Annotated in this window: 26 protein-coding genes, 1 tRNA gene and 1 CRISPR repeat array; of the genes, 9 read left to right on the forward strand and 18 right to left on the reverse strand. The window is 39.2% G+C overall.

All coding sequences use genetic code 11. From position 1 onward, the window contains the following. The first annotated feature begins 66 nt into the window (after positions 1–66). Positions 67–222 (forward strand): hypothetical protein, encoded by a 156-nt coding sequence (locus CV014_RS12695; RefSeq protein ID WP_236142362.1) that lies wholly within the window; start codon positions 67–69, stop codon positions 220–222. A gap of 66 nt (positions 223–288) precedes the next feature. On the opposite strand, the gene CV014_RS12700 is transcribed toward CV014_RS12695, so the two are convergent. Next, a complete protein-coding gene (locus CV014_RS12700; RefSeq protein WP_236142363.1) occupies positions 289–591 on the reverse strand; it encodes a helix-turn-helix domain-containing protein in 303 nt (100 codons plus the stop codon). Beyond that, positions 588–1,106 carry a hypothetical protein gene (locus CV014_RS12705; protein WP_236142364.1) on the reverse strand — a complete coding sequence of 173 codons (519 nt, stop codon included), beginning with the start codon at positions 1,104–1,106 and terminating at the stop codon, positions 588–590. Before CV014_RS12705 ends, CV014_RS12700 begins: the two co-directional genes overlap by 4 nt. 200 nt (positions 1,107–1,306) lie before the next feature. On the opposite strand from CV014_RS12705, the gene CV014_RS12710 reads away from it, so the two are divergent. Together CV014_RS12710 and CV014_RS12715 are read left to right on the forward strand one after the other, a co-directional pair. Further along, positions 1,307–1,453 (forward strand): ribbon-helix-helix domain-containing protein, encoded by a 147-nt coding sequence (locus CV014_RS12710; RefSeq protein ID WP_236142365.1) that lies wholly within the window; start codon positions 1,307–1,309, stop codon positions 1,451–1,453. Positions 1,454–1,516: 63 nt separating this feature from the next. Next, positions 1,517–1,828 (forward strand): TniQ family protein, encoded by a 312-nt coding sequence (locus tag CV014_RS12715; protein WP_236142366.1) that lies wholly within the window; start codon positions 1,517–1,519, stop codon positions 1,826–1,828. Positions 1,829–1,897: 69 nt separating this feature from the next. Here CV014_RS12715 and CV014_RS12720 read toward each other — a convergent pair whose 3' ends face one another. The 9 genes from CV014_RS12720 to CV014_RS12760 all read right to left on the reverse strand — a co-directional run bounded on the left by CV014_RS12720 (position 1,898) and on the right by CV014_RS12760 (position 12,864). Continuing rightward, positions 1,898–2,491 (reverse strand): hypothetical protein, encoded by a 594-nt coding sequence (locus CV014_RS12720; protein WP_236142367.1) that lies wholly within the window; start codon positions 2,489–2,491, stop codon positions 1,898–1,900. 6 nt (positions 2,492–2,497) lie between these two features. Then, a complete protein-coding gene (locus CV014_RS12725) occupies positions 2,498–2,899 on the reverse strand; it encodes a hypothetical protein (protein WP_236142368.1) in 402 nt (133 codons plus the stop codon). Positions 2,900–2,915: 16 nt separating this feature from the next. Beyond that, positions 2,916–3,707: a TIGR04255 family protein gene (locus tag CV014_RS12730; protein WP_236142369.1), complete on the reverse strand. Its 792-nt coding sequence runs from the start codon at positions 3,705–3,707 to the stop codon at positions 2,916–2,918. 354 nt (positions 3,708–4,061) lie between these two features. Next, positions 4,062–7,028, reverse strand: coding sequence for a type I restriction endonuclease subunit R (locus CV014_RS12735; RefSeq protein WP_236142370.1), 2,967 nt, complete (start codon positions 7,026–7,028; stop codon positions 4,062–4,064). A gap of 2 nt (positions 7,029–7,030) precedes the next feature. Next, on the reverse strand, positions 7,031–8,371 hold the full coding sequence (locus CV014_RS12740; protein WP_236142371.1) for a restriction endonuclease subunit S: 1,341 nt from the start codon (positions 8,369–8,371) through the stop codon (positions 7,031–7,033). A gap of 21 nt (positions 8,372–8,392) precedes the next feature. Beyond that, positions 8,393–9,049: a GmrSD restriction endonuclease domain-containing protein gene (locus CV014_RS12745; RefSeq protein ID WP_236142372.1), complete on the reverse strand. Its 657-nt coding sequence runs from the start codon at positions 9,047–9,049 to the stop codon at positions 8,393–8,395. Further along, positions 8,956–10,221 (reverse strand): DUF262 domain-containing protein, encoded by a 1,266-nt coding sequence (locus CV014_RS12750; RefSeq protein ID WP_236142373.1) that lies wholly within the window; start codon positions 10,219–10,221, stop codon positions 8,956–8,958. Before CV014_RS12750 ends, CV014_RS12745 begins: the two co-directional genes overlap by 94 nt. Positions 10,222–10,225: 4 nt before the next feature. Further along, the gene (locus CV014_RS12755; protein WP_236142374.1) at positions 10,226–12,352 is read right to left on the reverse strand and encodes a type I restriction-modification system subunit M; all 2,127 of its coding nucleotides are present in this window, start codon (positions 12,350–12,352) and stop codon (positions 10,226–10,228) included. Positions 12,353–12,432: 80 nt separating this feature from the next. After that, positions 12,433–12,864: a MerR family transcriptional regulator gene (locus CV014_RS12760; RefSeq protein WP_236142375.1), complete on the reverse strand. Its 432-nt coding sequence runs from the start codon at positions 12,862–12,864 to the stop codon at positions 12,433–12,435. Positions 12,865–12,933: 69 nt separating this feature from the next. Between CV014_RS12760 and cas12k the strand changes: the two genes are divergently transcribed. From cas12k to CV014_RS12775, 3 genes are all read left to right on the forward strand, one after another. Further along, positions 12,934–14,844, forward strand: coding sequence for a type V CRISPR-associated protein Cas12k (gene cas12k, locus CV014_RS12765; RefSeq protein ID WP_236142376.1), 1,911 nt, complete (start codon positions 12,934–12,936; stop codon positions 14,842–14,844). 461 nt (positions 14,845–15,305) lie between these two features. Then, positions 15,306–15,642: a CRISPR direct-repeat array (repeat unit 37 nt; unit sequence GTTTCAACACCCCTCCCACGCAGAGGCGGGTTGAAAG). A 237-nt stretch (positions 15,643–15,879) separates the two neighbouring features. Further along, positions 15,880–16,389 (forward strand): helix-turn-helix domain-containing protein, encoded by a 510-nt coding sequence (locus CV014_RS12770; protein WP_236142377.1) that lies wholly within the window; start codon positions 15,880–15,882, stop codon positions 16,387–16,389. A gap of 26 nt (positions 16,390–16,415) precedes the next feature. Then, complete coding sequence (locus tag CV014_RS12775) at positions 16,416–16,940, forward strand: IS630 family transposase (RefSeq protein ID WP_442946906.1); 525 nt, start codon at positions 16,416–16,418, stop codon at positions 16,938–16,940. A 158-nt stretch (positions 16,941–17,098) separates the two neighbouring features. On the opposite strand, the gene CV014_RS12780 is transcribed toward CV014_RS12775, so the two are convergent. Next, positions 17,099–17,171: transfer RNA gene (locus CV014_RS12780), tRNA-Arg, on the reverse strand. 40 nt (positions 17,172–17,211) lie between these two features. Continuing rightward, positions 17,212–18,402, reverse strand: coding sequence for a murein hydrolase activator EnvC family protein (locus tag CV014_RS12785; protein WP_236142379.1), 1,191 nt, complete (start codon positions 18,400–18,402; stop codon positions 17,212–17,214). Between the two features lie 226 nt (positions 18,403–18,628). On the opposite strand from CV014_RS12785, the gene CV014_RS12790 reads away from it, so the two are divergent. Together CV014_RS12790 and CV014_RS12795 are read left to right on the forward strand one after the other, a co-directional pair. Further along, on the forward strand, positions 18,629–19,027 hold the full coding sequence (locus CV014_RS12790; protein ID WP_236142380.1) for a DUF4189 domain-containing protein: 399 nt from the start codon (positions 18,629–18,631) through the stop codon (positions 19,025–19,027). A gap of 127 nt (positions 19,028–19,154) precedes the next feature. Further along, positions 19,155–19,931, forward strand: coding sequence for a class II aldolase/adducin family protein (locus tag CV014_RS12795; protein WP_236142381.1), 777 nt, complete (start codon positions 19,155–19,157; stop codon positions 19,929–19,931). Between the two features lie 153 nt (positions 19,932–20,084). Here the strand turns inward: CV014_RS12795 and trmFO are convergent, their stop codons facing one another. The 5 genes from trmFO to CV014_RS12820 form a co-directional block, all read right to left on the reverse strand. Further along, positions 20,085–21,398, reverse strand: a complete 1,314-nt coding sequence (gene trmFO, locus CV014_RS12800; protein ID WP_236142391.1) for an FADH(2)-oxidizing methylenetetrahydrofolate--tRNA-(uracil(54)-C(5))-methyltransferase TrmFO — start codon at positions 21,396–21,398, stop codon at positions 20,085–20,087. Between the two features lie 116 nt (positions 21,399–21,514). Then, on the reverse strand, positions 21,515–22,492 hold the full coding sequence (locus CV014_RS12805) for a hypothetical protein (RefSeq protein WP_236142382.1): 978 nt from the start codon (positions 22,490–22,492) through the stop codon (positions 21,515–21,517). A gap of 354 nt (positions 22,493–22,846) precedes the next feature. Continuing rightward, positions 22,847–23,530, reverse strand: coding sequence for a glutathione S-transferase family protein (locus CV014_RS12810; protein ID WP_236142383.1), 684 nt, complete (start codon positions 23,528–23,530; stop codon positions 22,847–22,849). Between the two features lie 64 nt (positions 23,531–23,594). Next, positions 23,595–24,026, reverse strand: coding sequence for an acyl-CoA thioesterase (locus CV014_RS12815; RefSeq protein ID WP_236142384.1), 432 nt, complete (start codon positions 24,024–24,026; stop codon positions 23,595–23,597). Between the two features lie 75 nt (positions 24,027–24,101). Next, complete coding sequence (locus tag CV014_RS12820) at positions 24,102–24,692, reverse strand: TetR/AcrR family transcriptional regulator (RefSeq protein ID WP_236142385.1); 591 nt, start codon at positions 24,690–24,692, stop codon at positions 24,102–24,104. Between the two features lie 157 nt (positions 24,693–24,849). Here CV014_RS12820 and CV014_RS12825 point away from each other — a divergent pair, with 157 nt between their 5' ends. Next, complete coding sequence (locus CV014_RS12825; protein ID WP_103136020.1) at positions 24,850–25,122, forward strand: GlsB/YeaQ/YmgE family stress response membrane protein; 273 nt, start codon at positions 24,850–24,852, stop codon at positions 25,120–25,122. The last annotated feature ends 294 nt before the right edge of the window (positions 25,123–25,416 follow it).

Below are 25,416 nucleotides of genomic sequence, written 5' to 3' on the forward strand. Positions count from 1 at the left end.
CCTATAACAATGCTTCCTCATGTTGCTGCTCTTTTCATACATTGAAAATAATTGAGAACGTAGCGTTTGGTAGGAGTCGGCGCAGAGTTATTAAATGTGCCTCTGCATCATTACAGCGACGAAAACGAGCAACAATCTTGTTTTGCATATTGGGAAAGTGGCGTACTATACACCAAGGATTTAGTTTTTCAATATATGTCATGGCTGGCTATTCAAAACTAAAGCCACCCTACTTTGAGAGTGGCTGGTAAAAAAATGTCAGAATGATATTGAAATTTGTGGATTTTTCTACTTATTCCTGCTTAAACAGAGTTTGTGCAAAAGTTTTTCAGGGATATCCTCGAAGTTTTCGAGTAAAAAATCCATGAGAGCAAGATGACGTAAATCAGAGGCCATAGGATGGCGGTAGCTACGACCTTGAGAAAACCAACGGCGGACGGTTGAAAGTGAACGAGAGGAAATTCGAGCGATCGCTTCATGATTGACATCCCATTTTGCATAAAAATTCTTGGGTGTCATTCCTAGCTGACAGTGGCTATATAAATCAATCAAATTTTGCTCTCGTGCTTGTAAAGGACGCGGATTATTCATAGCATTGGCTCCGCTTCTAGTGGCTCTAAATCTTCCTCCCAGGCAATATCGGCAGATATCCAAGCGGCACTGGGGCTATCTTTGCTCAACCAAATCAGGTAGCACCAAGTCCAGCAACAAAGATGGGGAGCAAAGCTGTAGAATCTGCCGATCGCAATTCCCCAATCAGTGTCACAACCAATCCAATGCAATTTATCGCCGTACAAAAAGCGGGGTGTCTTTGCTGTATTCGGAAAGTCGTTAGGTAAATCAACGGAACTCGGTGAAAATTTCTGGGTAATTAATCTTGGGAGTTGAATTTGTTGGCTTTGAGCAACCACACTCAAATAATTAGCAATCAGTTCAGCATCAATACTCTGGGTTAATTGAGAAATCAACAACGCTGCTAAACTTTCTTGTTCTTGCTGTTCACAATAATTGCTGAGTTTCGCCAATAGTTCAGCAATTCCGAAGTCATCTAAGGCTTGTTGAGAGTCTGTGTATTGATCCGTTTTGTGGCAAACAGGTCTTAACATGGAATATGTCTCCTGTGAGAAGGAGCCAGAAGCCAGCGCGTCAGCCCTGAGAAAGTTGTGCGCTGGCTTTTGACTTATCAGTAATTATACATAAATTCAATGTATTTCTATTTAAATTTATTTGTATTTAGTGATTTAATATAAAAATACATAGAAAAATTGATGATAGTCACATGGGGAAAGTAACACTAAGTATTTACATGGAAGAAGAAGACAAAGAAGCCCTGCAACAACTGGCGGATGCAGAGGAGCGTTCTTTATCGCAAATGGCGGTATTAATTCTGAAACGAGCGATTAGACAAGCGCAGTCCGATGGAACGATTTTGCCACCTAGTAAAGAGAAGTGAGGCGATCGCTCGATGGGAAAAGTTTCGGTTTAATCCCCACCATCTCGCCAGCAGTTGGAGGCTTTGGCTAAGGTTGTGGGGGTTGATGCTGATAGGTTAGAGCAAATGTTACCACTGGCTGAGGTGGGGATGAAAATTGAGCCAATTCAGTTATGTGCTGCTTGTTATGCTGAGTCGCCTTGTCACAAAATTGAATGGCAGTTTAAGGTAACGCAAGGTTGCGATCGCCACAAATTAAGTTTGCTGTCAGAATGTCCAAACTGTGGCGCAAAGGTTAAGATTCCGTCCTTGTGGGTGGATGGTTTCTGCCAAAGGTGTTTTTTGAGATTTGAAGAAATGATCAAATATCAGAAATTTTTGCTTTCTTTTTCCTAACTATCGACGAAAAATTACTCAATTTGACAAGTATTTTATAACATTTACTGATTTTGGTAGCCAGCAAAGTTATCCTCCTTTTGCGCTTTCATGTTGTGCGGGAAGTGCAACACGTCCATGATATTCGTAGTAACGACGGGAAAAATGTTCTAAATATGGGGTTTTGAGTATAGTACGCCGTTTAGCTATTTTCAGCTTGATTTGCTGATATAAAAATTCAGTATCTATTGCAAAAATTTTTTTGAAATCTGCTGTTAATTCTGGCAACCCTTCTTTCAAAAGCTCACAATTTGAAGGAACTTGCTCAAAAAAATAGTATTGTTGATGGCGATTGGATTTAACTAAGTCCCATTCTTTGGAGTTGATTTGATTATTTTGATCAGAGCGGATTTCTTGAGCTGTGTATATAGCACAAAAAAGTATAGAATTTAACAATTTATAAGGCTTATCTTGATTTTTCCTAGCTGTACAGTCCCAATCTAAGTCACAGTCCTGAGTAATAATAATTCCGTAAGGATGAACTATAGGCCTAAACTTGGCATTTTCAATATCTGAAGATGAATTACCTAGAATAGCTTGAAACTGTATAACTCCAGTCAAAATCTCCCCCTGTCTCAAAGCCTCTCTTTTGCGAGAGGCTCTGTAAATCAAATGTTTGGGCATCGTAATTTATTCAAAATCCATAACTAATGGTGGTCTGACTTCAGTAGGCAATACAGTACCTGTAATTACTTGTAATTCTCCAGGTAAGCTCTTTGGTTGCCAATCAGACCTGTAACATCTATAGTAATCCACCATATTCTCCAGTGCTTCAGAAGCTTCTTGTAAGCCTTCAGATGAAGTAACAAAAAGTACATTCAGCAAGAATAAACACTTAATCAATAGATAAGTATTATGGTTAAACTGACTAAAAGAATCAGCTTTAAGTGGTGATTGAATAGAAATTTGAATTTTTAAAGTAGGAGTGCTAGATACATTTTGCCAATAAGGCGTTTGGCTAGGAAGCGATATGACTTCATATCGATGACCTATTATATTTTTGCCTTGAGAACTACTAGGTATTGTTTGCATTGCTGGTATGAGAGTATTACATTGATATTGATTTAGGTTTCATAGCTCTGTGTAACTCTTCAGTGATGCTCCAACGGAAGAGATTTCTAGCTGTGCGGTTAGATTTTTGAAAAACTTCCCAGACCTTTTCACCTCTCTCTAACTTATTTTCAGTAAAGAAGTCAGCATCTAATAAATAAGCTGTTTCATCTATTCCCTGCTCTATGTCTCTAACTTTTACTAATCCATGATTGAAATTTACTTGTCCAAATTCAGTTTTTAACTGTAAATTCTTAACAAAAGTTTGAATTGAATTTGCTATCTCTGGTGTATAAAATTCATTAGCTATATGCTCAGGTATTAACTCTGACCATTCTTTACCTTTAATCTTTAGCTTCGATCTAATAATCAAGTCACGATACCTTAATCCTATTCGAGAATAAGATAATGGATTATATATTCTTTCAAATATTTCAACTGCATTTTTAAATTTACTAATAAATTTTTCATATCTTTCGTATTTTGTAGTAGCGAGTGTTATGGAATTTTGATCTATAGAAAGTTGCCAATTCAAATCTTCTGATTTGAATTGATAATTTAAATCATTTCCAATATTTGAGCTAAATTGATTTAAAATACTCGATATTTCAACTGGTATTTGTAAGTTTCTGGAAGATTCAAAAATAGGATATTCAAATCTCACATTATCTTGAAATTCTACAGGTTGTTGGCTTCCAATTCTCAGGATAGTTGGAAATCTGAGTTGAGCAATAACCTCAATTAAGGGGTTACGTTCATAAATGACTCTTTCATAATTTGGCAGCTTCATGTTCTAAAATTGTTTCTCACGCGCTAAAATAGACTTCATCTTTATAGATTAGCTTAGTTTGGAATACGAATCAGTGATGGTAGCAACACCTATTGGTTAAGGATTTTAGGCGTTTAAGCCCTGGAATTTCATTATGCAGCATCAACTTCCTGTGCTGTAAGAGGGCAATTGGTACTTCATGGGATTAATTCTGATATCCTTATACTTCTACTTCGATTTTAAGGCAGATTTTTTCAAGTATCTAATAATACTATCAAGTTCTTGCAATGGGTAGCAATTACTTATGGTGGAGGTTTGCAATCCCCTTTATAGTAGAAATCTAATGATTAAATCTGTGATCTGTCTGTATATGGCCTATGCTGCACCTTGGTCGTAATCATTATCGAACAGGGTATTGGCTAACCATGCTTTAAACTCAGAGTCTTCAGTAAATTTACGGTATGCTTCTGTATGGTCGAAGATGAACTCCTGAAATTTATCGACTAGCTTTTTCTCGAAGGTGATTCTGGCATTTTGTCGGTCTGAGTATTTCTTGGCGTTCTGATATTCTTCGTCTTTACTGACTTCGGCAGGTAATTCTTCAAACAGGAAGCGACGCACTTTATCTTTTTCTGTCCACTCAATATTGCCGAAGCGATCGTTAAAATCTTGAATAATATTGCTGAGTGTGTCTAATTGTGCCTCATATTTGCTACCAGGAGGGTCAGGGGGTGCAGGTGCAATTTCACCATTACCTGCAAGTTGTATGGCTAGGGTTGTTTGTCTTTCTATGCGGTAGCTGTCGATGTCAACGCTTTCTAAAATGCCTTTGGATAAATCGGTGTCGTTAAGGTTGGGAAGTTTGGCTACTAGGAATTTGAGAAAGGTTTTCAAGCTTTCCCAGTAGGGATTACGGAAAGGATGAATTTGGACTAAGAATTGATAGTTACGGACAAAAGATTTCGCTTTTTTCTTAAAGTCTATTTGCTGTTCTTCGTCTAATTCGTTGATAAAGTTTTGCTTGCATTCATCGAGAATGGGGTCTAATTGGTCACGTTCAGCACCATTGATGAAGCGGGTCATTAATTCGTTGACTTGTTCTTCAGAATAAACTTGGAAACTATCAAGTGCATCTTGTAAGTCGTTGAGGCGGTCTATATCGGTTTCTTCACTGAGAATTGTTGTTTTATAAAATGGGTCAAAGGCTTCTTTAATTGCATCGGCTGAGTTGACAAAATCTAGGATGAATGTATCTTTTTTATCGGGTTTGTAAGCACGGTTGAGGCGAGATAAAGTTTGAACAGCTTTAATATCGGCTAGGGATTTATCTACATACATGGTATGTAATAGGGGTTGGTCAAATCCTGTTTGATATTTATCAGCTACTATCAGGAATCTATACTCACTTTTTTTGAACTTTTGGGGAATGTCGTTCCCTGGAAAACCATTCATTGAGGACTCATCCTCTTTTTTTCCGTCAACTTCTTTACTGCCAGTAAATGCAACTATAGTTTTGTAAGGTGCGTTGATTTCCTGTAGATAGGCATCGAAGGCTAGTTTATAGCGAATGGCACTGTTAATACCATTGGTGACGACCATTGCTTTTGCTTGTCCATTAATTTTGCGTTGACCAATTACTTCTTCCATGAAATGGTCAATCATAATTTCTGTTTTCTGGCGGATAGCGTGGGGGTGTCCCTCTATGTACTGCTTGAGCTTTTTCTTTGCACGTTTGGTATCAAATTGGGGGTCGTCTTCAATCTTTTTCTCAAGCTTACAGTAACTTCTATAGGTGGTGTAGTTCTCCAGCACATCTAAGATAAATTCTTCCTCTATTGCCTGCTTCATGGAATAGTTATGGAAGGGATAATACTTGCCATCTGCTGGATTTTGAATACCAAAAGTTTCTAATGTCTTATTTTTGGGTGTGGCTGTGAAGGCGAAGTAACTGGCGTTGGGTGAAAGTTTTTGTTCTTCAATGATGCGGAGAATTTTATCTTCGGTGGTTTCTTCTTCCTCACCTGCTTCTTTATTCAAAGCTGCACTCATTTTGGCGGCACTTGTACCGCTTTGGCTTGAGTGGGCTTCGTCAATGACAATGGCAAATTTTTGATTGCTTAATGACTGAATTTCTTTAACAATATAGGCAAATTTAAAAACTGTGGTGATAATAATTTTTTTCTCTTCTTCTAGTGCCTGTTTTAGTTGCTTACTACCTTCGGTGATGGCTTCAACTACGCCTTGGACTTGGGCAAACTGTTTGATGTTATCGCGGATTTGTCTATCTAAAACTTTGCGGTCTGTAACGACGATAATTGAATCAAATACGGGGTTGGTGTCGCTGGTGTCGGTGAGTTCTACGAGTTGGTGACTTAGCCAGCTAATGGAGTTACTTTTACCTGAACCTGCGGAATGTTGAACTAGATAACGCTGTCCTACACCATTGGTTTTGCTATCGGTTAGGAGTTTTCGCACTAGGTCGAGTTGGTGGTAACGGGGAAAGATTAGTTTGCGTTTCTTCTGTTTTTCTTCGTCTTTCTCTTCTACTAGTTGGGCATATTTTTCAATGATGTTGCTGAGGCTGGTTTTGGTGAGAATTTCTTTCCACAGGTAATCGGTTTTGAGTCCGTTGGGGTTGATGGGGTTTCCTGCACTGTCGGGGAAAAGTAAGTGTGGTTCAGATTTTTGACCTTTGTTAAAGGGGAGAAAAACTGTTTGTTCTCCCTTCAGTTCGGTAGTCATGTAGACCAACTCATCATCGACGGCGAAATGAACTAAGCAACGGGCAAAGTTAAACAGGGGTTCTTTGGGGTCACGGTCAGTTTTGTACTGCTTTATCGCATCTTGGACATTTTGCTTTGTGAGGTTGTTTTTTAGTTCAAAGGTGATGAGGGGTAAGCCATTGATGAAAATCCCCATATCCAGGGATAGTCGTTTTTTATCGTTGCTGAACTGGAGTTGACGAGTAACGGAGAAGATATTTTGGTAGTAGCGTTGGATGGCTTGGGGGTTAAGTTGGGATGCGGGTAGTTTGTAATAGAGTGTGAGGTTGACTTCTTGGGCTTTGATACCCTTGCGGAGAACATCAACAATACCTCTGCTTTTGATTTGGTCTGAGATGCGCTGAAATAGCTTTTCTTCAAACCGTTTACCGTAGCTGGTTTCTAGTTTGGTGACTTCGGTGGGTTGGGTTTGGCGGAGGAATTGCAGCAGTTGAGTTTTATCTATGCAGTAATTGCGGTCATAGTCCCCAGGTTGCCCTTTGATGTAACCTGCTTCAGTGAGTAGGCTTTTTTCTATGAGGGCTTCTAAGCCTTTTTCTGAGGTGTCGGTGGTGTTCATGGCTAAATTGCTGCGGTTGTAAGGGTGGTTTCAACTGCTGATGTTTCACGTACATCTATTTTTCCCGTTACAGCGTCGGAAATTAGCGTGGTGCGGTATTCTTGGATGAGTTCGATTTCTTTTTCAGCTTTGGCGATCGCAAGGTCGATTTTTGCAGTATTTGTATCAAGCCACTCGACAATGTGATTCTGTTCAACTTTTGGCGGAATTTGAACAATGAGATTTCTAATAGTTCCAATAAGTAAAACTGGTTGAAGACCAGAAGAGTTTAATCGATTAATCTGGTACTGCATACTACTACAACACAACACATATAGTAGAAAATTAGGATTGATATCCTCAGTAGGTGTGATTTTTGCAATATTTTGATTGATATGATATTTATTATTCTCTTCAATTAATGCACCATTACCTAATGTTCCAGTACACGGAAAAACAATATCTCCAGCAAACAATTTTGAGCGCATTAATTGATTTGAAAGTGCTGATGTTATTGTTTCTACATCATCAAGAATGAGACGATTATTTTTTATATTTAAACCCCGAAGAGCAATTATTTCACCATCAGGATCTGTCTTCCATAATTTTGTATATTCAAAACCCGTTAACTTTGTGACATTGCATAGTCGCCCTAGTCTCATAATCTCCCAATGTGCTGGAATTTCCCCTAACCACTCAATACCAGAAGGTTTCATAGGTGCATGAGGGTTGAGTCCCTTGGTAACTGCACGGTTAGCGATCGCAGTTTTCTGCTCTTTGAGTAATTCTATTAGCCGTTGCTTGTTGCTGATGAAGTGGTTTATCTGTTCTAATTTGCGTTCAAGAAAGCGAACGATTTGTTTTTGTTCTTCAATTGGAGGGCAAATAATAGGTATTTGAAAAAAATCATCAGAATACATACGTAGTCTTGAGGAGCGAATACCTTTTGACCTAAGCGTATATTCAGCGATATACTCTGGTATTCTTACAAGATATTCAAGATAATCAGTATAAAAGTTATTTGTATTTTTTTGCCTATAAACACCGTATGCAGAACTAATAATTCCTTTATATTTAGATACTCCTAACGCTCCCATCCAAGCCCACATAATATTTATAACTAAGTCATTTGGAATGCAAGTTTTATAGCCTTCATAAGATTCAGCCATAAACATAGTGATATTTTTTTCGCTTCGTGGAGTAACTCCAGTGATATGAGAAACAGAAAGTAACTCTTCATCTCCTTTCTCTGAACGCTCATCTATTTCGTAAAAGAAATACTTTGCTCGTTTTACTTCCCAATGCTGAGGAATTTTTTCGGCAAAAGCCAGACTAGAATCCCTATAACTTGAATAACACTTCATCCCAAAACCTCCTCAAGAGAATTACGGCTCAACCACCCTATTTAAACGCTCTGGGTTCCAAATCTCCTCTGCAATCTCTTGATAAAGCTTTTGCCGCGCATCTAAATCAGCTTTTTTAAACTCCTTATGAGGTTGAAACGGTAGCCCAGAGCGTTCCTTATATCTCAAAAAACCTGGATTATGGTCATAACATTGAGAATTGAGTGATTGAGCTAAAAGATTCTGACCGTAGTAATGAGGTAATTTGTCAGTGTAAGGCAAGTCACCATAACTAGCATTAAATGATTTCGGCAGCAGCAACAATCCCCCAATGCGGTTACGATACTCATAGAAATCTGCATTACTGGAAAACTCATCTGAGTGACGCTGGGGTTTATTTGCCCAAATATGCTCTACTTCATATCGAGTTTTCCCAGTGGCAATATATTCGCTATAACGTGATGGTATTCCCGATTGCCTTTCTATGTGATCTGTTATCCGCGCAAGAAATTGGTAAATAGCATTGTAGTTTTGCTGATGCAGTAGCAGTCGTTCATTAGAAGCAAAGACTTCTGTTTCTGCATCTAACTTCTGCCGCAGAATTTTTACAAGTTCAATAGGTGTTTCCCCCGAATATCCCGCATAACTACAAACATGGCATACTGCATCGTGTTGTAATTTATCATTCGGAAGTTCCAAAGCCTCCGAGCAAGCAGAATATCAAGAAAACTTGCCACTAAACGAATCTTTTGGTTAATGATACCTGGGTCATCATCTGGATTTAGAGGTGCAAGCAGCAAGGGATATTGAAGGGTAAAACCATACTGGGCATTATAAAAAACTTTCTCTAACCCTGGTGCTAATGAAATTGAGGCTTCACGCAAGCGCAGATATTGACGGGTATAAAATGCAAAATCTCGCTCTATGAAGCGCACAAAATCAACACTTCTATTGAGTCCGATGTCCGATTTATGGTCACGTACCCAACGGTGAAACTCTGTACTGATGCGGTCAAAGTCACCAGGGACAGCACCTTTTTTCCGTTCCCTAATTGTCTGGGCATACTGACTGCGAAGCCACGTTTTAATTGCATCGGCTTCTTCATCCTTACCGAACTCTATTAATTCACTTACCCGCTTTTTCCAAAGCTGATTCGCCTGAAGTTTTTTAGCTTCATCATTGATATTAGCCAGCAAATAGCCTTTCAGCATATCCGTAGGCGTAAGCGATAGCCCTCGGTCATTCATCGTTTCAAAAATGGTATAGGCATCCTCATCTGAGTAAGCTGTAATCTCGACGATGTGGACGTTTTCTATTAGCCAGTCAATAAAGTATGGTAAAGCCTCTTGAGTGAAATCTTGCGGAAAATATTTTTTAATATCACCATAACGCGCAACTATATTTTTTACTGACTCTGGTTGCTCTGTGTCATCAAAAGGAACGTTGTTGAAGAGAGCTTCCATGCAAGCATTACGCTCTTCAACATCTAAATTAAAAGATTTTTTCCGATGCCTTTCGGAGAAAATTAAGTCGTCGAGTTTTACTTGGTCGGGGCGATCCTTTTGCAGATTATGCAGAAAAATTAGTAATAGAGATAAAGTAGTGAGGCGTTGCTGTCCATCAATAATAAATTTCTTAATTTCTTTCTGGCTAACAATAATTGACCCCAAGAAATAATGCCCGTAATTTTCAATGGCTTCTGGCTCATGACTCGGATCAAAATCATTAAGGAACTTCCCTGTTAGGTCTTCTAGGAGTTCTTGAACCTGTTTGGTTTCCCACTTATATTCTCGTTGGTAATAGTCGATAGCGTATTTATTACCACTGAGCAGTTGACGAATAGTTTTAGCATCACCCCGAATTTCTTTCATAATACTATTTCTCCTCGCTAACAATCTGGCGTAAAACACCTTCTGTTTCTGCTTCTAAAGCAAAGATATCTGCTGCTATTTCTTCCAAACTCCGCAACGGTTTGAATTTATAAAAATATTTAGTAAAAGAAATTTCATAACCTCTGACCGTTTTCTCGTAGTCTATCCAAGCATCTGGTACATGGGGTAGCACTTCACGAGCAAAATACTCTTCAATATCTTCCTTCAATGGTACATTCTCTGTATCTCGCAATTCAGAATCAGGCTCATAAGTTACCACATCCTTAGTTTTCTTCTTAATTACAGGTTCTGCGGTTTCGTCTTTTTCTGTAAATGTGTCATAAACTAACTTAAACTCTTTAGCCGTTAGTTTAAGTTCTTCTGCTTTCAGTGCTTTTTCAAATTCTTGCTTGACTCGATTAAAATCTTTGTGGGTTTCGCTGCCAAACAAGTCCTTTAATATCCCCAAAATTAACCCATGCTTCGTATTAGAGCTAATATTTAGTGGTATTTCCTGCTGTTCTCCACTATTTTTTTTAGGAGATGAATCACTCAAGCTTCCGGCTAAAAACTGCTCTACTCTTTCTGATGTAACTTGAAAAGTTAACCTTAAAGGACGGTCAACAGTAATTTTGTGATAACCAAAATCTTCGTTATCAAAAATTTTAGACTGTTCTGTTTCCTCAAAAGCCAAAAACGTTTCTGTAATTCTTTGAATATCAGCTTGTGTTAACTCACAGTTTTTCTTCCCTAAATTCTTTCGCAACTTGCCATACCATTCAGTGGCATCAATTAACTGTACCTTCCCTTGACGGTCTTCAGGTTTGCGGTTAGATAGCACCCAAATATAGGTGGCAATACCCGTGTTATAAAACATATTCAAAGGTAAGCCAATGATGCACTCTAACCAATCATTTTCAATAATCCAGCGACGAATATTACTTTCCCCGCTACCTGCATCACCAGTAAACAAAGCTGAACCATTATGAACAATTGCTATCCGACTACCCAAGGTGCTAGACTGCTTCATTTTAGAAAGCATATTCACCAAAAATAACAATTGCCCATCACTGCTACGGGGTAAAAGAGTCAGCTTTTCTCCTGGTTTTAAATCTGGATGTTCTACAGCGAACCGCGAATCTTTAACTTCTTTCTTTTTGCCATCAAACACAGCTTCTTGGTCTACAGTCCAAGACTTGCCATAGGGAGGATTAGCAAGCATAAAGTCGAACTGTAAATCAGCAAACTTGTCATTAGAAATAGTTGACCCATAGTAAATTTTGTCAGGGTCACGACCCTTTATCAGCATATCTGATTGACAAATAGCGTAGGTTTCTGGGTTGACTTCCTGACCATATAATTCAATTGTGACTTTTTTGGCTGATTTTTCTGCAAGCTGTTGAATAAACGCTTCTGATTCCGTCAACATTCCCCCAGAACCACAAGCGTCATCATATACCAAATAAGTACCACCTTGAATCTGATTTTCAATTGGCAGAAATATCAAATTCACCATTAATTGAATAATGTCACGAGGGGTAAAGTGTTCCCCTGCTTCTTCGTTATTCTCTTCGTTAAACCTGCGGATTAATTCCTCAAACACATAACCCATCCCCAGGTTAGTTAATCCTTCATGGATAATCTCACCATTCTCATCTTTAACTGGGTCAGAACTAAGGTTAATTTCTTTAGCAACAAATTTTTGAATCAGAGCATAAAGCCTATTACTTTCTACTAAAGTCTCAATTTGATTTCGCAGTTTAAACTTAGCAATAATCTCTTGTACGTTCTCGCTAAAACCATTTAAATAGTTTTCAAAATTTGCTTGAATATCACTAGGAAAATCGAGTAAGGTTTTAAACGTAAATTTAGAAGTATTATAAAAGACATAACCAGTTACTCTAGGAAGCTGTTGCGCTATGGCAGTTTGTCCAAAATTGCCTTCTTCCAGTCGCTTGTGAAGTTCAAGTACCTTTTCCTTAGTTGGTTCTAGCAAGCAATCTAAACGCCGTAGTACCGTCATTGGCAGAATTACATCTCGGTACTTACCGCGTACATAGACATCTCTCAATACATCGTCGGCAATATTCCAAATAAAGTTAACAATAGCGTTGTGTGTCGTGTAATTCATATTGCCAGCACAGTAGGCGATCGCATCCTGATAGTTGTAACAGTTTAAAGTACCGTGGTATTTGCTTTATATCAAGTGTCTTAATTTTTCTCTAACTTTTGACGCAACTGCTGATAAATCACGTCCAGCCAAATGGGAATCACAGGCTTACCTTCATCTAAAGATGCGATCGCCTTTGTTCTGTCATATTCCATAAGCTCAAGCGATCGCTCCTGTGCTTCTGACAACAACATGAAGCGTTTACCTTTACCAGAACTAAATAACTCTGGTTCTTGGTCTTTCAGCATCTTCAAGGTTTCGCAAGCAATATCAAAACTCAAACCTACAGACAGCCAATATACCATAGCTGCCAACTCTACTAAATTGGTTTTTGAGTAATAAATACTACGTCCTGTCCCCGTATCACTGATGACAGGAACAACCACCCCTTTTTCTCGCCAATACTGGAGTTGACGGAGTGTACAACCTGTAATTTTAGAAGCTTCCTTACTTGTAAAAAATGTCTCCTGCATAGATTTCCATTTTACAGAAGACTCGTTTAATACAAATATGTTAGTATTGAACAAAGTTGTTTTAAAGGTATGAGCCAAATCACTATTCAGTGTCGTCTTGTAGCTTCTGAGCCATCACGTCATCAACTATGGAAGTTGATGGCAGATTTAAATACGCCACTGATTAATGAATTATTGGTTCAAGTAGCTCAACATCCTGAGTTTGAAACTTGGCGACAAAAGGGCAAACACCCGACTGGTATTGTCAAAGAATTATGCGAACCTTTGAAAACTGATCCTCGCTTCATCGGTCAACCTGGACGTTTTTACACAAGTGCGATCGCCACAGTAAATTACATCTACAAATCTTGGTTTGCATTGATGAAGCGATCGCAATCCCAACTAGAAGGTAAAATGTGCTGGTTGGAAATGCTCAAAAGCGATGCCGAATTAGTAGAAGCTAGTGGAGTTACTTTAGAGAGTCTTCGTACTAAAGCTGCTGAAATACTGGCTCAATTTGCTCCCCAGCCAGATAAAGTTGAAGCACAACCGGCGAAAGGAAAGAAACGTAAGAAAACCAAAAAATCTAAAAAATCAGATGCTGAAAGCAGTATTTCTGATAGTTTGTTTGAAGCTTACCGTGATACAGAAGACAATTTGACACATTGTGCAATTAGCTATTTGCTGAAAAATGGTTGCAAAATCAGTGAGAAACAGGAAGATGCTGAAAAATTTGCAAAACGCCGACGTAAACTGGAAATTCAGATTGAACGCCTAAGAGAACAACTAGAGGCACGAATCCCCAAAGGTCGAGACTTAACGGATGCCAAATGGTTAGAAACTCTTTTGCTGGCCACTCTTAATGTTCCTGAAAATCAAGCGGAGGCGAAATCTTGGCAAGACAGTCTGCTAAAAAAATCTAGTACAGTACCTTTCCCAGTTGCTTATGAAACCAACGAAGATATGACTTGGTTTAAAAACGAGCATGGACGCATTTGTGTGAAATTCAATGGTTTGAGTAAGCATAGCTTTCCAGTCTACTGTGATTCTCGCCATCTCCACTGGTTCCAACGCTTTTTACAAGACCAACAAATTAAAAATAACAGTAAAAAACAACTCTCTAGCGGTCTATTTACTCTCCGTAGTGGGCGTATTGCATGGCAAGAAGGGGAAGGTAAAGGTGAACCTTGGAAAGTTAACCGCTTAACCCTTTACTGTTCTGTAGATACTCGCCTGTGGACGGCTGAAGGAACAAACCAAGTAAGGGAAGAGAAAGCAGAAGAAATTGCTAAAACTATCACCCAAACAAAAGCCAAAGGCGAACTCAACGATAAACAACAAGCTCATATAAAACGAAAAAACTCATCTCTAGCCAGAATTAATAATCCCTTTCCCCGTCCCACCAAGCCCTTATATAAAGGTCAATCTCATATTCTTGTTGGTGTTAGCCTTGGTTTAGAGAAACCTACAACACTAGCAGTGGTTGATGGGTCTACAAGTGAAGTCATTACCTACCGCAGCATTAAACAATTACTGGGCGATAATTACAGACTGCTCAATAGACAGCGACAACAAAAACACACCTTATCCCACCAACGCCAAATAGCTCAAACATTGGCTGCGCCAAATCAAATGGGAGAATCAGAGTTAGGGCAGTATGTAGACAGATTACTAGCTAAAGAAATTGTAGCGATCGCCCAAACATATAAAGCTGGTAGTATTGTTCTCCCTAAATTGGGTGATATGCGAGAACAAGTTCAAAGCGAGATTCAAGCCAAAGCTGAACAAAAATCAGACGTTTTAGAAGTTCAACAAAAATATGCCAAACAGTACCGAGTTAGCATCCATCAGTGGAGCTATGGTCGATTAATTGGAAATATCCAAAGTCAGGCAGCTAAAGCTGGAATTGTCATAGAGGAGGCAAAACAAGCAATTCGAGGTAGCCCACAGGAGAAAGCTAAAGAATTAGCGATAAATGCCTATCAATCCCGAAAAGCCTGATTGACAAAAAACAGAACCTTGACAATAAAATAGGTATAACTAATAGTGCCGCAGTTCATGCTTGTTTCAAGCCTCTGTACTGTGAAAAATGTGGGTTAGTTTGACTGTTGTCAAACAGTCTTGCTTTCTGACCCTGGTAGCTGCCCACCTTGATGCTGCTGTCCCTTGAGGACAGGAATAAGGCGCACCCCCAGTAATAGAGGTGCGGGTTTACCGCAGTGGTGGCTACTGAATCACCTCCGAGCAAGGAGGAACCCACCTTAATTATTTTTTTGGCGAATCGAAGCGGGGTCAATTTCCCTGGGGATATGCCAAAACTTTAAATCGCTTATTTAGTAAGGTTTATAGCCTTTAAGGTGTCAGTTAATTTACTTTTTTAAGTGTTGACTGATGGGCGATTTTGGGAGACTTGCCAAAAATGCTTTCAGAACTGTTGGCAAATCAAGGGTTTGAGGCGCAGAGTTTCAACACCCCTCCCACGCAGAGGCGGGTTGAAAGAAAAAGCATCCAACTCATGCCATTAACTACGATACTATTGTTTCAACACCCCTCCCACGCAGAGGCGGGTTGAAAGCAGAATTAGCTTCTTTAGTAAGTGAAGCACAAAAGAAAGGTTTCAACACCCCTCCCACGCAGAGGCGGGTTGAAAGCCTTCTGAACAATATCGTTTGTTGCTAATAAAAATTGCGTTTCAACACCCCTCCCACGCAGAGGCGGGTTGAAAGGCGCATTTTCTAGCATGGTTGTCTATGCTAGTTTTGGTTTCAACACCCCTCCCACGCAGAGGCGGGTTGAAACAGTTGAAAAACAAGAGTGATGTGCAATTTGTAAATCAAAAGCTTGATTAGCTTTTTCTGGGTTTAATTTTGATGCCAAGCTGACGCTTTTTAGGTGGGTTGAAAGGATAGAGCAACAGATTCCTTTAAATCAAGAATCTTGCCTCTTGCTCCATTAGTGAATAATTAATTTACTTATACCAATTTAATATGAAGCTGCATAGAATAGAGGAAACAAACTAGATAAATTAAAATAACCATGAGCCGAACTTTTAAGATTGAAATCGCAGAGAGCGAAGAAGAACTTAAAAAACGTCTACAAACAGCCAACTTAGGGAACCAGAAAGAAAAATTACAGATGCTGTGGTGGATAAAAAGCGGTCAGGTTCAGGAGCAGCAAGAAATTGGAAAACGCTTGGCGAAAGATACTTCAACGGTGACAAGGTGGTTACAAAAGTATAGGTCCGGTGGGCTAGATGAATTATTAGAAATTAAAAAAGCTCCAGGAGCAAAACGAAAAATTAACGAAAGTGCGCTCGCCGCACTCTCAGAAGAGTTAAAAACAGGAAAAGGCTTTAGTAGCTATGGTGCAATAGTTGAGTGGTTGAAATTCCAATATGGACTGGAAGTTGAGTATGCAACAGTTTATGCGCTAGTTCGATATAAATTAGGGGCAAAACTCAAAGTACCGCGTCCTCAAAGTCATCAGCAGGATGAAAAGTTAGTATCTGAGTTTAAAAAAAACTCGGTATCATCCTCAATACCCTAGAAAAACATCTAGCACCTCTAAAGAGTATTCGTTATCTATGTCAGGATGAGACTAGGGTGGGATTAAAAACTTTAACGGGAAAAGTGATTACCGCTTGTGGAGTCAAACCAACTGTATCCGTGAAATGGCAGAGGGAAAATTTTTGGATTTATGGTGCAATTGAACCATTCACCGGACAACATTTTCAGCAAGAATACCCCAAACTTAATGGTGAATATTTTCAACAGTTTTTAGACTGGTTATCTCAGCAATTAGGTGAAGATTATGCAATTTTACAAATAGACCAAGCTCCTGCTCATATCAGTAGTGCGATTAATTGGCCTGAAAATATTATTCCCCTGCTTCAACCACCTCATTCCCCGGAACTCAATCCCATTGAAAGGCTGTGGCAGTATCTCAAAAAATATCTCAAGAATGAACTTTTTTCTTCTTTACAAGACTTACGAACTCGCATACAACAACTATTCGAGCAATTAACATTTGAGCAGGTAATTTCTATCTCCTCTTATAACTTTATTTTAGAAGCTCTTTTCTATGCAGCTTCATATTAAATTGGTATTAACAGTTACCATCAACAAGGATAATACTGTCATATTTAAGATATAGCAGTAGAGAACTGGGACAATTAATATGTTAACAGTGACATTAATTAATTAAAAGTGACACTAATGTGTTAACAGTGACAAATAATTAGTTAATGTACATCCAACGAGCGCGGAGGGATTTGAACCCCCGGCCAACAGAACCGGAATCTGTTGCTCTATCCACTGAGCTACGCGCCCTCGTACTGGATGATTATATCACGAGGTTTAACATTTTGTGTTAGAGATAATTTGCAGGGTTGACTGGCGTACCATTGCGGCGGACTTCAAAGTGTAGGTGTGGCCCGGTGGATAAACCAGTCGAACCAACAGCCGCGATCGCCTGTCCTCTTTGTACTGTTTGTCCTTCTCTTACGTATAATTCACTAGTATGCCCGTATAGTGTGGTAATGCCGTTACCGTGGTTGATAATGACAGCTTTGCCGTAACCACCATACCAACCAGCGAAAATCACTGTTCCTGAGTCGGCGGCGCGAATTGTACTCCCGTAGCTAGCTGCAAAATCTAACCCAGCATGAAAGCGACGATATCTTAAAATCGGGTGTATCCGCCAGCCAAAGGGACTGCTAGTGGGTGCGTCACTAGGAAAGGCGAATATTCCTGTACCTTTAACAAAAATATTTGTGCGACTGTTGGTTTTTGCTTGTGCGGCTTCCCTGGCTTGTGCTTCGGCTATTTTTTGTTGAATCAGGGTTTCTAAACTTTTGGAATCCTTTTCTAGTTGATTTTGCGCGGCTTCCAAAGCTAGGCGATCGCTATTTAATCTCTGCACTAATTCCGATTGAGACTGTGCTTGAGCTTGATAATCGGCTTTTTGAGCTAGTAATTGCTCTCTAATTAAAGCAATTTCGTTTTTTTGCGATTCTACCTCTGTTTTTTGCTGATTCAGTAGTTCGGCTTGCTTGGCTAATTTGCTCAACATCTGTTGATCTGCTTGATATACCAACTTTAATTGATAGCGACGGCTAATAAAATCACTGATATCTCGGCTTTGTAATAATACCGCCCATCCTTGACTAATAGGCGATCGCTGAAGATATCTTAACCGCCCAATCGTGGCTAATTGGCGTTCACCATAGATTTGTTCTGCTACAGCCAAATCACCTTCTAGTTGCTGGAGGCGTTGAGTAGCAACCTTTAATCGTGTCTCAGTCTCTTGAATTTGACCATTGGTAGTTTGCAGATTGTTGGCGATTCCAGTTAAGTGATTTTGCGCCGCTTGTTGGATTTTAGTCAAGCGATCGCGTTCCTGAATCACATTCTGGCGTTCTTGATTAATTTGTTGCTGTTGTTGTCGGAGGTTGTTGACTGTTGGTGCTGGGATTGCAAATACCGGTAGCCAAATCAGCATCCAGCAGAGTATCAGCAAACACCAGCAAACTTTCCAGTATCGAATTAATGGCGTTTTCATGCCTTATCTTCAGCCAAGGGATTGCAAGCATAGATAGCATTGTTCCCAAAACGCCAGTATATCTAACAGCAGTTTTCATAAAGTACATCTTTATACAAAGATTAGTAGAAATGCGAATCTCGCAGCGAGCAAATTTAGCAAATAATAGTGGCAACACTCGGTAAAAGTGTAGTGATTCTTCTCAAAAAAAATAGTTCTCATTAATAGAATTTGGAAATAGAGAATAATGCAGAAAAATTATTTACAAAAAGGCATAGTTGCAGCCGTCGCCGCATTTTCTTTACTATCAGGAATTACTCAATCTGCGAATGCACAATCAAGAAATGTATACGGAGCAATTTCCTATTCTCCTTCTACTCAAGTGTATTCTTCAGGAATTTCTGGAACCAAGCAAGGCGCAATTAACGCTGCTTTGAGTAACTGTCGCAGTGAAAGCGAGGCTGAAGATTGTACAGTACCTCTATGGTTTAGAAATGCTTGGGGTGCTTTAGCTGTGGGTTCTGATGGTAGCTACGGAACCGGCTGGGGAACTGACCAAGGTTTAGCAGAACAGTTTGCTGTTAGTACCTGTGAACGTTACGGTGGTCAAAATTGTCAGGTAATTTTTGTTAGACAGGCTAGATAAAAAATTTACCCCAAAAAAATATTCCAGTAGGGTGCGTCAGTGCTGACGCACCCTTGTATTTTGGTGAGTTAACGTTATCTTTATTTCTAAGTAAGTATGAATTTATGCTCAACAAATTGGGGGAAAAATGCCCGTTACCACTAGAGAAAAGCCAAATGCACCTCAACCACCAACTTTTAATTCTATTGCAGAAGCCAGATTAAATCGCCAACAACGACTAGCCGCCGCCTTTCGCCTGTTTTCGCGGTTCGGTTTTGACGAAGGTGTTGCAGGTCATATTACAGCCCGTGATCCAGAAAACCCTAATCATTTTTGGGTGAATCCCTTCGGAATGCACTTTGGATTAATTAAAGTGAGTGACTTAATTTTAGTTAATCATGAAGGAGAAGTAATTTTAGGCGATCGCCCCGTCAACCGAGCTGCTTTTGCTATCCATTCCCAAATTCATGCAGCACGTCCTGATGTAGTCGCTGCGGCTCATGCTCATTCACTTTACGGCAAAAGCTGGTCTAGTCTCGGTCGTCTACTCGATCCCCTCACCCAAGATGCTTGTTCTTTTTATCAAGACCATAGTGTATTTGAGGACTATACTGGTGTAGTTCTCGATCCCCAAGAAGGTCAACGCATTGCTCAGACTTTAGGTAATCATAAAGCCCTGATTCTACAAAATCATGGTTTATTGACAGTGGGACAAACAGTTGATGAAGCCGCTTGGTGGTTCATCGCCATGGAACGTTCTTGTCAAGCTCAACTATTAGCTGAAGCGGCTGGTAAACCGAAATTAATTCAACCAGAATCTGCTAGTGTGGCACACAGTCAAGTTGGTTCTGCACAAATGGGCTGGTTTAGCTTTCAGCCTTTATATGACATGATTGTCCGTCAAGAACCTGATTTGTTGGATTAGGGGTATAGGGGTGTAGGGGTATGAGGGTGTAAGGGTGTAAGGGTGTAAGGGTGTAAATAAAAGATAGAAAACCTAACAACCATACTGAAAAATAAATTATTCCCCCTAAACCCCTAAACCCCTAAACCCCTAAACCCCTACACCCCTATACCCCTATAAATTCTCCTTCCAACTAGCCAAATCTGCCAAAGAGCGATCGCGATAACGTCCATAACGCTCCTGTTTATTTTTAATTTTCGCGCCTAAATCGGGGAAAATACCGAAATTTGGTGGCATTGGTTGGAAATGTTTAGGTGAGGCGGAACTGATAAACTCAAATAATGCCCCCATCATGGTTGTGTTGGGTAATGCCAAAGGTTCTTTACCCAAAGCTAACCGCGCCGCATTAATTCCCGCTAAACAACCACCGGCGGCGGCTGCTGTGTAACCTTCAGTCCCAATTAACTGTCCAGCCGCCAACAATGTAGGACGCTGTTTAAATTGCAACGTTGGTAGCATTAACTGCGGCGCATTAATAAAGGTGTTGCGGTGCATGACTCCCAAACGCACAAATTCCGCTTTTTCTAAACCTGGAATCATCTGGAAGACTCGTTTTTGTTCACCCCAACGCAGATTTGTTTGGAAGCCAACCATATTCCACAACTGACCGGCTTTATCTTCTTGGCGTAACTGCACCACCGCATAGGGACGTTCCCCAGTGCGGCTATCAGATAAACCCACTGGCTTTAAAGGCCCGTAGCGCATTGTGTCTTCTCCCCGTTGTGCGAGTTCTTCAATGGGGAGACAGGCTTCAAAAAATTTCGCTGTTTCTCGCTCAAAATCCTTGAGTTCTGTTTGTTCGGCTTGACAAAGTGCCTCCCAAAACCGCAGATATTGCTCCTTATTCATGGGACAATTCAGGTAGGCAGCTTCACCTTTGTCATAGCGTGAAGCCATGAAGGCAACATCGCGGTTGATGGATTCACCAACAATAATGGGACTAGCCGCATCAAAAAAACTCATGTATTCCATCCCAGTAAAGCGGTGCAAGTCTTCTGCTAAATCGGGGCTAGTTAATGGCCCACTTGCCAAAACCACTATACCTTCGGGGATCGCTGGAACTTCCCCACGGCGGAATTCAATTAAAGGATGATTTTCTAAAGTTTGCGTCAAATCCTGTCCAAATTGACCTCTATCCACAGCCAACGCACCCCCAGCCGGTACAGCGTGTTCATCGGCTTTAGAGATGACTATAGAACCGAGTTGGCGTAATTCTGTATGCAGTAAACCCGCCGCGCGATCGCTTGCCATTGCGCCAAAGGAGTTACTACACACCAATTCTGCTAAATGTTCTGTATGATGGGCAGGGCTGAAACGTTGGGGACGCATTTCATGTAAAATTACTGGTACTCCAGCCTGAGCAATTTGCCATGCGGCTTCAGTCCCAGCTAGTCCACCTCCAATTACTTGTATTGGTTGTTGAGTCATAGTCATTTTTATAATTCCTGCTTTATTAAAGATAATTTGCTGGGAAGGTATTTATAATAACGCAGGCGCAAAACCGTTGCATATTTTTATGGTTTAATCTTGCTAAAAATTATTCCTTAGTAATATTTTTGCTTAATATCTTCTACTTCTTTTCTCAGTCCATTAGCATGAATTAAACCAACATATCCTTTAAATTGACAGTTACCTTGACTATTATACACAGATACATGAGGAATTTGTGCTAAATTATCACGCATTCTTAGCTTGCCACTACCATCACAAAATTCAAAACTTTCTCTTAGTTTATCAATATTCCCAAAATACATATCCCAATAATTTGCACTCTTAGAATCTACAGTTTGGGCAGAATCTTCATTTTCTACCAACAAAATAGTCATTCCTGAAACTCTTTTTAAACGTTCAATGACCACATTAATGATTTTTTCCTCACTGCCAAGAATATTATCTACAATTATTTTTGCGGTTTGAGGACAATGCCAGTAATTTATGTGAGCATCGGCGGCACCTGATGCTAAAGATGCCATATATAAAACTTGATTAATATTGGCATTCATTTTACTGGCAGCTTCAACAGCAGGAAATGCAGCTACAGCACGTACAGTTGTTTCTAAATCATTAGCACTAGTGGATATAAATTTATCATTGATTAACAAATTAGGTACATTATTTATTTTTAAACTAGCTCCTAAAGGATAAGCAATTAAATCTGAAGCGTGGATTATATTAGTCCATCTTAAGTTTTGTTGAGTAAAATCACTCATGAAATCATGAATTTGATGTTTCTTAATATCTAATATCATATTAAATAATAAAATTGGTGATCCCATTGTAGTAATGCTTTTAAGTTTGACTCTGCCATTGATTAAGTCCCTAAACATAAATGCAGAATCACCTGATGAAAATTTATCAGAAAAAAGCATATCCCATAAGATTACAGTTCCCATAGAATGGGCAACAATATGAAGTTCATTTTCATCAGGATAATCTTGAATCAATTCATTTAAATGTAGTGTGATAGTTTCTCTAATTTTCGCTCCTCTTTCAATATTGAGGTAAGTAAAAGCATCACCCACAAAATCAGAAATAAACTCTTGTCTAATTTCCTGACCACGAAATATATCTTGAGTATCAACATGAGGATTTTCTTACTTGGTATTTGCTAAGTCCTGATAAATAAAATTCCAAATTCTATCTTTTGTGTTCAAAATATCAGCATAAAATCCAGAGTGAAAATGTGGTAAATTATGACCACGCTGATAAAAATCTTGTTTAATTAGAGATTTCAAAGGTTGAGCAAATTTAACTTTAGACTCAGCAACACCATGAATAAAAAAAATTAGCATTGTCATTCCAATCGGTAACAATGCTTACAATCTAATCTACTTTTTCTCAATCAGCTATGTAGAAACAACGTAAAAGTGTCATCACTATTTATTTTCATCAACTTGATGATGTTTATTCACCTCCCGCCTGTGCAGTTTCACCAAAAATCTTACCCGTCGTTTGAATTCCTCAAAGTCTGCGTCGCTGAGTTGAGTTTTTTGCCAAGCTGGACGTTGCTGAATATGTTCACACCAATTTTGCAGTTGGGGATAATTATCTAAAACCACGCCCAATTTAGGTAAAAATGGTAAAACTGTCCCAGCTACAATATCTGCTAGGGTTAATTGTTCCCCAAGGAAAAAAGGGCGATCGCCTATAATTTCTGTGAAAAATTGCAGCACTATATTTATATGTTTTACTGCTTGTAAAAACTGCGGCGATTCGGGACTCTCACAAATTAAGGGAATAGTTTTTGGAAATAGTTCATTCGCCGTCACCATTTGCACCATTTTGGCTTGCGCCAAGGCTTTAGACTCACTAGGTAACAATGCAGGTGTGGGATATTTGCTTTCTAAATAGTCTAAAATTGCTAATGATTCTATAACCTTAAAACCATCATCTACTATCACGGGAATATGATGAAATGGATTAATTTCTATAAAATCTGCCTGTAATTGATCACCATTTAATTGTAATAATTTTGGCTCAAAATCAATTTCTTTTTCTAATAAAGTTATCCATACACGCCGAGCGTTAGGTGAAAGCGGAGCATAGTAAAATTGCAGCATAGAAAACTCCTATTGTGAATTTAAAAGACCGAGTGGTTTGTTTTCGCACAAAAAAATTTGCTGACTAAATCTGCTGAAACTGATAATATTTCTGTTTTAGTTCTTCTGGAATGGGAATTGGACGATTACTATCTAAATTCACAAAAGCACCTTTTTGTATAGCTAATGCGGCTAATTCTTCATTAGCTATAATTTCCGCTTGCACAGTCCATTTTAACCGGCTTAAATTACTCAACCACAGACGACCAACTACTTGATAATTCAGCTTAATTGGTCGTTTATATTCAATTTCTGTACCTGCAAGAATTGGTGCATATCCTTGCTGTAATTGTTTTTCTAAATGGAAATGCTCTTCTAAGAATTTCAGGCGTAAATCTTCTAGCCACCTGATATAAACTATATTACTGACAATACCCATAAAGTCTATATCATAGGTTTTTATCGGTATTGTCATTACTACTTCCAAGGCTCTAGATGATTGATTTTCTACTGACATAATTCATCCTAATTAATTTCAAGACCATTAGGTCTGTAAAATATCAAAAAATTATATTTTAAACTTCTAGTGCAGTTATGAAAGATTAGTTTCTATATACTTATGCAGGTGATTAACTGCTCTTTGCATATAGATTTTATCTTCGTATAACTTGGTCATCATGATTGCACCTTCGAGGGTTGCAGTGATAATACTAGCGATTTCATCTGCATTAACTTCGGGTGGAATTTCCCCTTTGTTAACTCCAGTTTCAATGATGCGACAAATGAGATTTAGCCAAGCTGTCATGGCTTGCTGTGTGCGTGCTTTTAAAATAGGGTGAGCATCATCACTTTCTACAGCTGTATTGAGTAGTGGACATCCTCCAGGAATGGGTGGATTGTCTACAAAACTGCTAAATACATTAATGATTGCCTTTAAACGAGCGATCGCATGACGTTCATGGCGTAATGCTAACCTGTAATGTTTACTCACACAAGCGATCGCATAATCAAACGCCTGCAATGCTAATTCATCCTTACTTTGAAAGTGATTGTAGATTCCTCCTTTTTTTAACCCTGTCACCCGCATGATGTCAGAAATCGACGCACCAGCGTACCCCTGTTGATTAAACAGTTCGGCTGCTTGTTGAATAATCCGAGCTTTTGTTTCTTCGCCTTTAGACATCGAAAATATTTCAGACCGATTGGTCTGATTAAAATTATCACTATATATATAGAATAGTCAATAACAATTCAATGGCATTAATACTTATTTCTCCAGAGAGAAGGAAAACTAGATTTTAATCAATAAATTACTGGTAAGTCTTCTTTCCAGTTAAATTATGAACATTATCGCTTGGATAATTCTTGGACTGATTGCTGGAGCGATCGCCAAAGCTATTTACCCTGGTCGTCAAGGTGGTGGTATCATTGCAACTATGATTTTAGGTATCATTGGGGCGTTAATTGGCGGTACTTTAGTTACACTTTTAGAAACGGGAAGATTACAATTAACGGCAGCCACTTTCAGCATTCCTGGTTTTATTGTTGCTATTATCGGTGCGATCGTTGCTATTTTTATCTGGAGTTTAGTTACAGGACGCACTAGTCACTAAGGGATTTTCAACTAAGAAAATATACTATTACGTTGATGGCATGGGGGCAGGGGGCAGGGAGCAGGGGGAAAGACGGTTGTTTTGAAGCAGATAAACTGAATAATTTATCCCGATTCCCTCTATTTCCAGAAATATCTATATTTAGGCATTGAGGTAAATACTGACAGCAGTTAGACTGGGCAAATAATACCAATTTGCAAAATGATTGCGACCAATGGATTTCTAAAAAGCTTACCAATAAAGCATTCTAAAATCCAAAATCCAAAATCCAAAATGGTATAAGGCAACTATCTG

The sequence above is a fragment of the Nostoc sp. CMAA1605 genome (genome assembly GCF_021596505.1).
In the GTDB taxonomy this organism is placed as follows: Bacteria; Cyanobacteriota; Cyanobacteriia; order Cyanobacteriales; family Nostocaceae; genus Trichormus.